General features: G+C 32.8%; 11 protein-coding genes. 7 read left to right on the forward strand and 4 right to left on the reverse strand.

Going from position 1 to position 13,738, the window contains the following annotated elements; all coding sequences use genetic code 11:
- Positions 1-142: 142 nt before the first annotated feature.
- The 3 genes from Q1B37_RS23310 to Q1B37_RS23320 all read right to left on the reverse strand — a co-directional run bounded on the left by Q1B37_RS23310 (position 143) and on the right by Q1B37_RS23320 (position 7,240).
- Positions 143-319, reverse strand: a complete 177-nt coding sequence (locus Q1B37_RS23310) for a hypothetical protein (protein WP_299903095.1) — start codon at positions 317-319, stop codon at positions 143-145.
- A gap of 502 nt (positions 320-821) precedes the next feature.
- Entirely contained in the window at positions 822-3,836 is a 3,015-nt protein-coding gene (locus Q1B37_RS23315) for a TonB-dependent receptor plug domain-containing protein (protein ID WP_299903097.1), read from the reverse strand.
- A 416-nt stretch (positions 3,837-4,252) separates the two neighbouring features.
- A complete protein-coding gene (locus Q1B37_RS23320; protein WP_299903099.1) occupies positions 4,253-7,240 on the reverse strand; it encodes a carboxypeptidase-like regulatory domain-containing protein in 2,988 nt (995 codons plus the stop codon).
- A gap of 378 nt (positions 7,241-7,618) precedes the next feature.
- On the opposite strand from Q1B37_RS23320, the gene Q1B37_RS23325 reads away from it, so the two are divergent.
- Positions 7,619-7,792 (forward strand): hypothetical protein, encoded by a 174-nt coding sequence (locus Q1B37_RS23325; protein ID WP_299604778.1) that lies wholly within the window; start codon positions 7,619-7,621, stop codon positions 7,790-7,792.
- 17 nt (positions 7,793-7,809) lie between these two features.
- Here Q1B37_RS23325 and Q1B37_RS23330 read toward each other — a convergent pair whose 3' ends face one another.
- The gene (locus Q1B37_RS23330; protein ID WP_299903100.1) at positions 7,810-8,397 is read right to left on the reverse strand and encodes a riboflavin synthase; all 588 of its coding nucleotides are present in this window, start codon (positions 8,395-8,397) and stop codon (positions 7,810-7,812) included.
- 85 nt (positions 8,398-8,482) lie between these two features.
- Between Q1B37_RS23330 and pdxA the strand changes: the two genes are divergently transcribed.
- The 6 genes from pdxA to accC all read left to right on the forward strand — a co-directional run bounded on the left by pdxA (position 8,483) and on the right by accC (position 13,723).
- Complete coding sequence (pdxA, locus tag Q1B37_RS23335) at positions 8,483-9,544, forward strand: 4-hydroxythreonine-4-phosphate dehydrogenase PdxA (RefSeq protein ID WP_299903101.1); 1,062 nt, start codon at positions 8,483-8,485, stop codon at positions 9,542-9,544.
- 198 nt (positions 9,545-9,742) lie between these two features.
- Positions 9,743-10,282, forward strand: coding sequence for a DUF177 domain-containing protein (locus Q1B37_RS23340; RefSeq protein ID WP_299604772.1), 540 nt, complete (start codon positions 9,743-9,745; stop codon positions 10,280-10,282).
- 10 nt (positions 10,283-10,292) lie between these two features.
- Positions 10,293-10,490: a 50S ribosomal protein L32 gene (gene rpmF / locus Q1B37_RS23345; protein ID WP_027394691.1), complete on the forward strand. Its 198-nt coding sequence runs from the start codon at positions 10,293-10,295 to the stop codon at positions 10,488-10,490.
- A 272-nt stretch (positions 10,491-10,762) separates the two neighbouring features.
- Positions 10,763-11,758, forward strand: a complete 996-nt coding sequence (locus tag Q1B37_RS23350) for a beta-ketoacyl-ACP synthase III (RefSeq protein ID WP_299604768.1) — start codon at positions 10,763-10,765, stop codon at positions 11,756-11,758.
- Positions 11,759-11,786: 28 nt separating this feature from the next.
- Entirely contained in the window at positions 11,787-12,281 is a 495-nt protein-coding gene (gene accB / locus Q1B37_RS23355; protein WP_299604765.1) for an acetyl-CoA carboxylase biotin carboxyl carrier protein, read from the forward strand.
- 89 nt (positions 12,282-12,370) lie between these two features.
- Complete coding sequence (gene accC, locus Q1B37_RS23360) at positions 12,371-13,723, forward strand: acetyl-CoA carboxylase biotin carboxylase subunit (RefSeq protein WP_299903102.1); 1,353 nt, start codon at positions 12,371-12,373, stop codon at positions 13,721-13,723.
- Positions 13,724-13,738: the final 15 nt, after the last annotated feature.

The following is a 13,738-nucleotide window of genomic DNA, read 5'->3' on the forward strand; positions in this document are numbered from 1 at the left end:
AAAAACCCCTTGAAGCTAGCTTCAAGGGATTAAATAAAATCTTGTAAAATTGTCAACCTATTTTAGGACGACTCATATCTAGACTTACGTAATGAGTAATTATTTACTTAACGGAAATGAAACGCTCAATGTAAAAGCACCATTAAACTGTTCTAAAAAAAGGATAAAAGTAATAGGATAAACCCACATCAAAATTATTATTCCGTCCTAATGCCAATCCTATCGATACATTGATATAAGTTTCGGTTTGTTGTTGGGCAAATATAGTTTGTATAAACGCCAACATTATTATTACTGAATACCCAGTGAGTTTTTGCATGGTTTTGCGATTTGCGTTTTATAATAAATGATTGGTATAGGGAAGTATCATAAATAGGGAAAATATTACCTTCTTAAAGTAAGTTTTACGATATATTATTAGCCTTGCAAATATCATTTTCTTGACAACAAGTATTAGTAGAATTTAAAATGTTCTTAAAACAACATTTTTAAAGTGCTTTTTTTAGTCAGTTTTGTTTATCTTTAATAGGTGTTTTACCAGGAGAATGACCTAATTAGTTAAACAAAATACAATTTAACCAATATGGCAAGTCGATATTATATTCCCGGGAATATAATCCGTGCCTTCTAAAAATTAGCACAAACTAGGGGGTTGTCATTTTTTTGACAACCCTTTTCTTGTAAATACCATCATAATAATACTTACAGGTCCTTAGTAATAAAAATAAACGTATTTACTAAACAATAAAAATCCAACTAAAAAAGCCCTAACGTATGCCAGGGCTTTTTAAAATTATTCTAGATGTTAATGTATACTTTGATTAAATTTCAAACTTATCCAAACTTACTTTTTCTTGCTGATTGTATAGTTTAATAAACTTTACTTCTTTGCGCTCTTCTGGTAATCCATAATCATGATAAATGGTATACTTCATAAAAACTGGATTCATTTCAGAAATGTTTTCATTAAGACATTTAATATTTACAGTCCATTGACCTTTAAATGTTTTATCTAAAACAAACTCCTTAGAAACGATACCTTGTTCTAGTTCTTTTAAAAGTTCTTTGGGCTGATCTTCATAATTGTGTGACCATTTAAAATATTTGTTTTCAGGATTTACAAACTGAAGCTCGAAAGACGCATTAGGATCATTCCAATCAAAAACAATTCTTGCCGGAACGCTATGCACCTTCAGATAATCTTTTGGAATGTCTTCATATGCAATTTCCGATCTATGATTGTTCAAAAAGCTACGGAATTGTGATATTAATTGTTTGGACACTCCATCAAATTCTGCTTGTTGATGCTTATTAGCTAACATTTCTTCATACATATCAAGAGCTTTTGTATATTTTTTATTCTCCGTATACACTCTAGCTAGATCCAAATATGATTGTGCGTATCCAGGTTTAAGTTTTATTAATTTTTCGTAAAACCACAACGCCTTATCTATTTGCTGCATTTCTTCTAATTTAAATGCTAAAGATCGTATTGCTTTATAATTATTGGTTCCTACTTCGGCAAGATTGGATAAAACTTCTTCGGAAAACTTTTTATCCCACCTCATAAAATACTCTGACGCATAAATATAAAAGGGAACTTTAAAAGCATATTCTTCTTTTAGCTTATAATAAGAAGCCAATGCTTCGTCATAAGAAGTACTATTCCATAATTCACGTAAATATTCCGGTCTATTCTTACTAATATCTAATAAAAGTACTGACTCATTATAATCGTTTCCTTTTACTAATAAAGTATCAACCTCTTTTTTATAAAAATCTCCCGATCCAACTTTAGTTTCGATAATAATAACTCCTCCAACACCATCAGTTCCGTATCTAATCGATCCCTGTATTCCTGAAATTACTGATATACTTTTTATCTGAAATGGATGTAAAAAATTAGGAGGCTTGCGAAATGGAATATCATCAACTATAAAAATGGGATCAACCGATGGAATAAATTCAGAACCAGGTCCTATAGAGGGTCTGGGGTTTCGACTTAAACCTCTTGTATTTGGTCCTCTTACAGTATATCTTGCTAAATCTCCTGTTCCATTTACACGAACTCCTGGTAACCTACCCCTAATAAGATCAGATAAAAAAATGGCAGATGGAGGAAAATCCTCACTAGTTATTGTCTTCACAGCATTAATCAAGTTCCTCTTTTTCTTCGTGACCTTATTTTTATCGGATTTAGATGAAATATCTACTTGATCAAGTTTATCATATCTGACTGTTAGTTGTACTTTAGCCTTCTTCACATCCTCTACAGATATCTCTTTTGCTTTCATTGCAAAATGCTCAAAAACTAAAACATCATCATACTCCGCATCAATACTAAACTCGCCATTTGCATTGGTTTCTGTTTCTACAAAAGTTCCTTTTACACGAACTGTACATCCCTGAATTGGGCTTTCGTTCTCAAAAACTGTACTCGAAATAAGTTCTCTAGTATTCCATTTCTCATCATAAACATACGTGTCAATGGTATGAAACTGCAAATGTTTACGAGCCTCGGTGATACTATTTTTTGATAAATGAATATAAAAACCATTACTATACCTACTTATTTGCTGTAATGTGGCATGATCTCCTTCTTGCTTGCTGTTTATGAAAAAAATTGGCGTGTTATAGTTAAATTCATGCTCTCCGTAGGTTGCTAAACCATCTGTGAAAACAACATACATATCAGTAGGATTCTCTTTCAAAAAGAGTTCTGAAAAATTACTTGCACCGTTATATTTCAAACCTTCTATAGCAGATAAAATATTCTCACTCCTTCCTTCTATTACCTTAAACGTTTGCTTTTTTCGTATATGATTTGAAAAAGGAATAAGATCCACCTTTACATCCCCTACTGATGATAAATATTCCTGCAACAATCTTTTTTCTCGATCCAAATTTCTATTCTCCATAGAAAGCGAAGTATCCCAATATATAGTAATATGATCTGGTTGCTGTCTTCTCTTTCCAATATTATCTGGTATTAAATCTGCAGTTTCAATTGCAAAAGCTCCTCCCGATTCGTAAACCTGCTTCCATTTACTTTGGTTAATAGCTCTAGAATATACTTTACCTTGATCACTGCTTCCTATTTGAAAATCAACTACATCCCCATATACTTCAACCAATTCTAATGCGATCGCAAAATCATTTTGCAACGTAATATTGTATGGTGATAAATCAATTGTTTCTTCACCTTCTTTTGCAGAAATAGTGTGATAAATATTCTTGCTTAGTATATTCTTTTTAGGTTTTCCTAATCTTTCATTATAAACATTAACTCTTACTAAAATACTGTCTGATGCATTTTTTAAAATATTAAACCTTACTTTATCTACTTGCACATTTTTTTGACCTAACTTAATCAAAGAAGCTATTTCGCTCCCTAACGACTGATTATTTTTCCATGATAAATTATGATTAAATTCGTCTGTACTGCATCCTAGGGTATTGATTTGATATTTTCCCGAAATTTTGTTTTCTTTTTCCTCTAAAAACTTTGAGATTGGTTTAAGGGAAATTTTATTGTCTTTTGTAAGTAAATTATAAAACTCACCAGCAGATAATGTTAGTGTTTGATATCCAGTCTTAGAAAACTTAATAATCGCTGTCTTTTTTACACTTAACTCATCATAGAAAAGACTGAAAAATCCATCTTTTTTAGTTACTGTTCCAATCCCTTGATCAATGAACCCTACATTTGTATAAGGAATCGGTTTATTCGAAAATTGATCAATTACATATGCTTCTACTCGTATATTATATTGAGCAGATAGGGCAATTGGTAATAAAATTAAACTGAGAAAAAATAGTAATTTGTGTAAATTCATATAATATCATTTTAGAAATTATTAATACGGATTCTACAAAACCTATTTTTCCAAATTAACATGCTTGGAATACATTTTTGCCCATAGGTTTCGCCCCCAAATTTGTCCATAAATGAACAATTAAATAGCATCAATTATAATACCAAAATTGAAAGAAAAATCTTCCATTTTGATTTTTTTAGACTGCAAAGGAATCATTAAAAAACCTTTAACTAATTCCATTGAAATTTCTACTATTATGATAGCTCAAAAAGTGCTAGTAAAACCTATTTTATTTCCTAATTACATCTAATCATACTACGCTGTTCCTTTTTTAAGAAGGCACAAAAAGAATATTAAATATGATTTCTTAAAATAAAAAAGCCCTAGTAAACACCAGAGCTTATTTTAGTTGATAATTTCAGCAATATCATTGATTACATTTCAAACCTATCCAAACTAACTTTCTCTTTTTGATCATATAATTTGATAAACTTCACTTCTTTGCGTTCATCTGGTAGCCCATAATTATGATATATTGTATACTTCATTACCACAGGATTTAAAGATGACGTGACTTCTCCTAAATATTTAATATTTACTATCCACTCTCCTTGAAATTTTTTATCTAGCACAAACTCTTTAGAGGTAATTCCTTGTTCCAGTTCCTTTAATAATTCTTCTGGTTGGTTTTCATAATAATGAGACCATTTAAAATATTTGTTTTCAGGATTTACAAACTGAAGTTCGAAAGCCGCATTAGGATCATTCCAATCAAAAACAATTCGAGCTGGAGAACTTTTAACTCTCAGATACGCTTCAGGAATATCGGTGTAAGATACTTGAGCTCTATGATTATTCATAAAACTCTGCAGCTGCGAAGTTAATTGCTTCCAAACACCATCAAACTTTACATTATCATTCTTATTCGCCAACATCTCTTTATATAGATCAAAAGCCTCTACATACTTTGCATTTTCTGTATAAATCCTTGCCAGATCTAAATATGATTGCGCAGAATTGGGCTTTAGTTCGCGCAATTTTTCATATACTAACAGCGCTTTATCTATCTGTTTTGTTTCTTCTAACTTAAACGCTAATGCACGCATTGCTTTATAATTATGGCCACCTATCTCAGCTATATTAGACAACACTTCTTTAGAAAAGTCTTCATCCCACATAGTGAAATATTCTGCCGCCTGAAGATAAAATGAAATATCCGTGAAATAAGTATCTCTTAATTCATAATAAGAATCTAGCGCTTCGTTGTACGTAGCACTATTCCATAAATCGTTAAGATATGCTGGCTTATTCTTATTCTCATCCAACAAAAGCACCGATTCATCGTAATCATTTCCTTTTACTAATAAAGAATTTGCTTCATTATCAGGACCAAAATCGGGAGAATTTAGTTTAGTTTCTACTATAAAAACACCTCCAGCTCCCAGAGCACCATACCTTACTGTACCGGATATACCACTAATCACAGAGATACTTTTAATAATAAAAGGTTGTAAAAACTCTGGAGGTCTTGTATACTGAACCCCATCTACCACAAATAATGGCGGAATTTCTAAATTAATAGATCTTCTACCACGTATTCGATATACCACTCGGTCTCCATCTCCAATCACCTGAACACCTGGAAATCTACCTCTAATAATATCAGATAAAAAAATCGCCGACTTCGGAAAATCTTCTTGTTCTAAAACATAGTTTGCACTTCCTAATCTCCTTTTATTTACTTTTTGGTCTCCTCTATTTACAATTTCTTCTCCACCACTTGACTTCTTAGATTGTAAGTTTACTTCATCCAATCTATCATATTTAGAGACTAAATCTACTTTTACATCTTTCGCTTCAGAAAGTGTTATGTCTTTTTTAACCATACCAAAATGTTCAAAAACCAAAACATCTCCACTCTTAGCATCAATTAAAAACTTTCCATCAGCATCGGTTTCAGCTTCTATTAGAGAACCTTTTACTCTAACGGTACAACCCTGAACAGGACTTTGATCAGAAAACACCTCTCCAGAAACAAAATCTTCTGTGCTTTGTTTGTTATAGACAGAAACATCAATACTGTCTTTTAATAGGTACGTAAGAACCTGAGTCGTGCTCATTTTAGGAAGATGTAAATAATAACCTTCACTATATTGACTTGCTTCCTGAAGTGCTATATGATTCCCTTTATCTTTACTATTGATATAAAAAATGGGAACTTCATATTTAGTTTGATGTTCTCCATAAGTTGCCAATCCATCAGTAAAAACCAGATATTGATCTGTATCTAAATTTTCAGGAAATAATTCCGAAAAATTACTAGCCCCATTATACGTGATATTTCCAATAGCCCTAATTAAGTCTTTGCTCTTACCCTTTCTAATATCAAAAGTCTGTTTATCATGAAGACGATTTGTAAATGGAATTAAGTCTACTCTTACCTCTTCTAAATTAGCTAAATATTTTTCCAAGATTTTCTTTTCAGCTTCTAAATCTCTATTCCTCATAGATAACGAAGCATCCCAATACATCGTAATATGCTGTGGTTTCTGTCTTTCTTTTGTTTCTTTTTGTGATTCTAAATAAGAGGTCTCTACCTTAAACGCAATTCCTTTCTTATACAATTTTTTCCACGCATCTTGACTTACATATCGTAAATACGCTTTACCATATTCACTGGCTGTTATTGCAAATTGAATATCATCACCATATACTTTTATAAGCTCTAATGACATTACGAAATCATCATCTACTCTGATGTTGTAAGCTGACAAATCGATGATTTCTTCTCCATTTTTCTTAGAAATTGTATGATAAATATTATTGCGAAGTAAATTGTTGTTTGGTTTCCCTCTTTTTTCATCATAAACATTTACCCGCACCAATAAACTATCAGCGGTATTCTCTAGGATATTGAATTTTAACTTATGAATTTTTGTACTTCTCTTTTTCCCAAGTTTGATAAACGAACCTATTTCTCCACCAAGTGCTTGCTTGTCCTTCCAGTAAGCCATTAAATTGGCATTGTATGAGTAATACCCTAAAGAATCTTTGATACTTTTATCAGCGACCACTACTGCTTCCTCAAGAGCTTGTACATCTGGTTTTAAATAAATTTTATTGTCTTTAGTTAATAAATTATAAAATCTATTTGCCGAGAAACTCAATGTTTTGTATCCAATACTGGAAATCTGTATGGTTGCTGTTTTAGGAATTCTGGCTTCGTCATATAATAACTGAAACCAACCATCCTCTCTACTCACCGTTCCTATTCCACTATCTACAAATCCAATATTTACATACGGAATTGGTTGATTTGTTTGCTGATCAATTACATAAGCCTCTATCCTAATATTATATTGCGAAAATACCAGTATAGGAAGAAACCCAAAAACAATAAAAAATAATTTGCGCGTATTCATATTTCTAAGATTAATAAAGCAGTTTTTTAAGTATAATCACATTGAAGATTCAATGTTAGCCTTTCGTTTTTCAATCTATAGTAATATTCAAATTCTTATAGATCGTATTTTATCCCACAACTTTAATACCAAGATAAAACAAAGAAGGCTTAGATTTAAAAAATTAACCAAACCCTAACTATTGTTGCATCATTTTGAGCATATTTATACTGAAAATCAACTCATTGAACGATTATTGTTAATAAAACCTGATAAAATAGTTTTTTCAATTCGAATGTCTACTCTAAATTTACATCCGAAGATCACTGCGTTATGGTATGTTTTTTGGGGAAAGAACAATCATAATGATTTAGGGAATACAAATGAAAACTTGTGATTATGCAGTATAAAGTAATTGATACTAAAAGCCAGCATTTTGGAAAAGTATTAGATTTCGAATCTTGCGCAAATTCCAAAGACTTGGGAGGAGTAATTTTAAAAATAGATGAAAATTCTTTCTCTTTATTTCGTTTTAGTGAAGTAGAAAAAATTGATACTATTCTAGCAAGCTAGCGAAGATTTGTAGAAATCTATGATAGCTCTGTTATTCTTTTAACATATTTACCGATAACATCAAATTCTAAGTTTACGACAGTACCCACTTTTAAGGTATTGAAATTAGTATGTTCATATGTAAAAGGTATAATCGCTACGCTAAACGCATTTTTTTGAGAGTTTACAACCGTTAAACTCACACCATTTACGGTAACAGAACCTTTTTCTATGGTAATATTACTAAGAGCAGGATCGTATTCAAAAGTGAAATACCAACTCCCGTCCGCTTCCTTAATTTGTGTACACGTTGCAATCTGATCCACATGTCCTTGAACAATGTGACCATCCAACCGTGCTCCTAGTTTCATACCTCTTTCTAGGTTCACAATACTTCCAACTTTAAGATCATTTAAATTCGTTTTATCCAAAGTTTCTTTAATCGCTGTAACCGTATACTGATCGTTCTCTATAGACACAACTGTAAGACAAACCCCATTATGAGCAACACTTTGGTCAATTTTTAACTCAGATGTAAAATTCGCTCGAATAGTAATATCTAAATTTTCCTGATCAGTTTTAAGATTAGCAACCGTTCCTAATTCTTCGATGATTCCTGTAAACATAAATGCGAATTATTTAATTAAATTTGTGTCCTAAAATTTGAAGTCCTTTTGACACTTCAAAAATACTTATAAAGTAGTTTATATAATGAAGAAAGAACAAAAAATAAGATTAGGAATTTCTATTGGCGATTTAAACGGTATTGGAAGCGAGGTTATTCTAAAAACTTTCGAGGATAATCGAATGTTAGACTTTTGCACTCCAGTAATTTTTGCTTCGGTTAAAATTCTTTCTTTTCTTAAAAAGCAATATAAAATCAATACAAACCTTCATGGTATTGACAAAACTTCTCAAATTTTAGATGGAAAAATCAATGTGCTTAATGTATGGAAAGAAGGAGTTGATATAAATTTCGGTAAAGAAGACGAAAAGGTTGGTGCTTACGCCATAAAATCATTGAAAGCATCAACGCAAGCTCTAAAAAATGACGAGATCGATGTACTTGTAACTGCACCTATTAACAAACATAGCATCCAATCCGAAGATTTTAATTTTCCCGGACATACCGATTATTTAAACCAAGAACTTCAGGGAAATAGTCTTATGTTCATGATTACTGATACTTTAAAAGTTGGATTACTCACAGACCATGTAGCAGTTAAAGACATTGCTAATACAATTACTCCGGAACTTATTGAACAAAAAGTAGACACTATTCATAACGCTTTGCAACAAGATTTTGGAATTAGTAAACCTAAAATTGCAGTGTTAGGTATCAACCCACATAGCGGAGATAATGGTGTCATAGGAAAAGAGGATGACGAAGTACTAAAACCAACGATTAAAAAAATCAACGAATCTGGCAAACTTGTTTATGGACCTTATGCTGCCGATAGCTTTTTTGGATCTAATAGTTATAAATCATTTGATGCCATCGTAGCCTCTTATCATGATCAAGGACTAATTCCTTTTAAGACGTTATCTTTTGGAAAAGGTGTAAATTATACCGCTGGATTAAACAAAGTACGAACCTCGCCAGATCATGGAACTGCATTTGAAATAGCAGGAAAAAACAAGGCAGATAATGGATCCTTTAAAGAAGCAGTATTCGCTGCTTTAAAGATTTATAAACACAGAGAAGAATATAAAGAACTGACTAAAAACCCATTAAAAAAACAACCAAGAAAACCTCAGTTTAAAGGGAATTAAGAATTCATAGTTTGGTAAAGTATTGGAGATAACTAAATTGAAAAAATCGATACTTATTTGTTCAAATACTAAAACCTAACGAAGCAAATTCTAACTTTCTGATATAATTTTATTTACAAAAATGCAATCATAACGATTTTTTGTTATCTTTGCACCCGCCTTTTACCAAATTGGTAAAGACTTGAAACTAATGATGAAATGAAACCACTAAAAGAGTATACTATTCCTTTTGTTGGATTGAAGCTAGGATTACATAGTTTTGAGTATGAGATTGGCGATACGTTCTTCGAACATTTTGAGTATGATGAATTTAATACATCTGCTATAAAAGTAGATCTGGAGTTTAATAAGAAAACAACAATGTTAGAACTTCGGTTTACTGCTAAGGGTACAGTAAATGTAAATTGTGATGTTACTAATGAACCTTTTGATCTACCAATGGAAAACGAATTTTTTCTGGTAGTTAAGTTTGGTGAAGAGTATAATAATGAGAACGAAGAAATTCTTATTATCCCGCATGGAGAATATGAAATCAATGTGCAGCAATATATATATGAGCTTATTGTACTTGGGGTACCTTCGAAAAGAGTGCACCCTGGTGTCGAAGATGGAACGTTAAAATCGGACATACTTGATAAACTGGAAGAATTAAGTCCAAAAGAAAAAACATTAGAGAATGATAACGAGGAGATTGATCCTCGTTGGGATAAATTAAAAAACTTATTAAACGATAAATAATAGCTAAGCAATGGCACATCCTAAGAGAAAAATCTCCAAAACTAGAAGAGATAAGAGAAGAACACATTATAAAGCTACTGTACCACAAATAGCTACAGATCCTACAACAGGAGAAGCACATTTATATCACAGAGCTCATTGGTTCGAAGGTAAATTATATTACCGTGGTCAGGTAATTATTGACAATACTGAAGAAGAAGTAGCGTAAGCATACTGTTAAAATTATAGAAGAACTCTCACAAAAGTGAGAGTTTTTTTGTTTTTAGTTGAAAATCTGTCAAAATCCAGTTATTTTGCGCCATATTTGCAAGTAATTTAGTATTTTCAACCACTTTTTTGCACGTGTTGTGTGAGAAGTAAGAAAATGATCTAATCAATTTATTGATGCTAATTTTTTTAAAGCAAGCATGCCTAAAGGAGATTAGCAAATTCTATCTGAAGTTTTATCATTATAAAACAGCAGATGACTAAAATAAAGATATGAGTAAAACCACAGCCGCTATAACAGCTGTAGGCGCTTATGTGCCGGATCATGTGTTATCTAATGAGATGTTAGCAACCATGGTCGAAACAAACGATGAATGGATCACCACTCGTACTGGTATTAAAGAACGCAGAATACTAAAGGAAGAAGGTAAAGGAAGTTCTTTCTTAGGTATAAAAGCAGCAGAAGATTTAATTGCTAAAAAAAATCTCGATCCCAAAGAGATTGATATGGTAATTTTTGCGACTGCTACTCCAGATCTTCCCGTAGCTGCAACCGCAGCATATGTTGCTACAGAAATAGGAGCAATCAATGCTTTTTCATATGACTTACAAGCTGCATGTTCTAGTTTTTTATATGGAATGTCGACTGCAGCTAGCTATATAGAATCTGGAAGGTATAAAAAAGTGTTATTAATAGGAGCTGATAAGATGTCTTCTATCATTGATTATACAGATCGTACTACTTGTATCATTTTTGGAGATGGTGGTGGTGCAGCACTTTTTGAGCCAAATGACGAAGGTTTAGGCTTACAAGATGAGTACCTAAGAACCGATGGTGTGGGACGTCAGTTTTTAAAGATTGAAGCAGGTGGTTCTATTTTACCTCCTTCAGAAGAAACAGTTGCAAAAAGACAACATTTCGTTCAACAAGATGGGAAATCTGTATTTAAATATGCAGTATCCAATATGGCTGATGCAAGTACCAAGATTATGGAACGTAACAACATTACTGGTGATGACGTAGACTGGTTAGTTGCACACCAAGCCAATAAGCGTATTATTGATGCTACGGCCAATCGAATGAATCTAGATGAGAGTAAAGTTCTGATGAATATACATAGATATGGTAATACTACCTCAGCAACTTTACCATTATTATTAAGCGATTACGAAAAACAACTCAAAAAAGGAGATAATATAGTATTTGCCTCTTTCGGAGGAGGATTTACTTGGGGTTCTATTTACTTAAAATGGGCCTATAATTCCTAAACAACTAAAACACACAATACCCAACATTATGGATTTAAAAGAAATTCAGAATTTAATTAAATTCGTGGCCAAATCTGGGGCTAGCGAAGTAAAATTAGAAATGGAAGATGTGAAGATTACAATCAGAACAACTTCAGACGACAGTAAAGAAACAACAATTGTACAACAGATACCAATGGGTAGTGCAGTCCCTGCTGCTCAACCAGTTACTCAAGTACAAGCTACTGCTCCAGCAGTTACAGAAACTCCTGCTGCAAGTAGCAAAGAAGATGACGATTCTAAATACGTTACAATAAAGTCACCAATCATTGGAACTTTTTATAGAAAGCCATCACCAGACAAACCTACCTTTGTTGAAGTTGGTGACAGTGTAAAAGAAGGAGATGTACTTTGTATTATCGAAGCAATGAAGCTTTTCAATGAGATTGAAAGTGAAGTTTCTGGTAAAGTTGTAAAAGTATTAGTGGATGATAATTCTCCTGTAGAATTTGATCAGCCTTTATTCTTAGTAGACCCATCATAACCCAATTTTAAAATTCCAATAAAACAAATCTCTAGATTCATTTATCGAAACTGGGATTAGGAATTTGAGGTTTTTAAATTTAGAACGTTATGTTTAAAAAAATTCTAATTGCCAATAGAGGTGAGATTGCAATGCGTGTAATCAGAACCTGTAAAGAAATGGGTATTAAGACTGTAGCGGTCTATTCTACTGCGGATGCAGATAGTTTGCACGTTCGCTTTGCCGATGAAGCTGTATGTATAGGACCTGCTCCAAGTACAGAATCGTATCTTAAAATGTCCAATATCATCGCTGCTGCAGAAATAACAAATGCAGATGCGATACATCCGGGATATGGATTTTTATCAGAAAATGCTAAATTCTCAAAAATTTGCGAAGAGCACGATATTAAATTTATCGGAGCTAGTGCAGAAATGATTGAGAAAATGGGAGATAAAGCCACTGCAAAATCAACAATGATTGAAGCTGGTGTGCCATGTGTTCCTGGAAGTGAAGGTGTAATTCCTGATTTTGATACTTGCCTAAAAGTTGCCAAAGAAACCGGATACCCAGTTATGCTAAAAGCTAGTGCTGGTGGTGGTGGTAAAGGAATGCGTGCTGTATGGAAAGAAGAAGATTTATTACCTGCTTGGGAATCTGCTAGACAAGAAAGTAAAGCTGCCTTTGGTAATGATGATATGTATATGGAAAAGCTTATTGAAGAGCCGAGACATATCGAAATTCAGGTAGTTGGTGATAGCAATGGTAGAGCTTGTCACTTATCAGAAAGAGACTGCTCTGTACAAAGAAGACACCAAAAACTAACCGAAGAAACACCTTCTCCATTCATGACTGATGAATTGAGAGATGAAATGGGTCTGGCAGCGATCAAAGCTGCAGAATATATCAAATATGAAGGTGCAGGAACAGTTGAGTTCTTAGTAGACAAACATCGTAATTTCTACTTTATGGAAATGAATACTCGTATCCAGGTAGAGCATCCTATTACAGAGCAAGTTGTAGATTACGATCTTATTAGAGAACAAATATTAGTAGCTGCAGGAGTGCCAATTTCTGGTAAGAATTATTACCCGCAATTACACTCTATAGAATGTAGAATTAATGCAGAAGACCCTTATAAAGACTTCCGCCCATCGCCTGGAAAGATTACAAACTTACACCTTCCTGGTGGTCATGGAGTACGAATAGATACTCATGTATATAGTGGTTATATTATTCCACCGAATTATGATTCTATGATTGCGAAGTTAATTACCACCGCTCAAACTCGTGAAGAAGCGATCAATAAAATGAAAAGAGCTCTTGATGAATTTGTTGTAGAAGGAATAAAAACTACCGTTCCATTCCATAGACAGTTAATGGATCATCCAGATTATGTGGCTGGAAATTATACTACCAAGTTTATGGAGGATTTTGAAATGAAAGAACCAACAGATAACTAACTAACTTAGGGCCTC

This window comes from uncultured Aquimarina sp., assembly GCF_947492965.1.
In the GTDB taxonomy this organism is placed as follows: domain Bacteria; phylum Bacteroidota; class Bacteroidia; order Flavobacteriales; family Flavobacteriaceae; genus Aquimarina.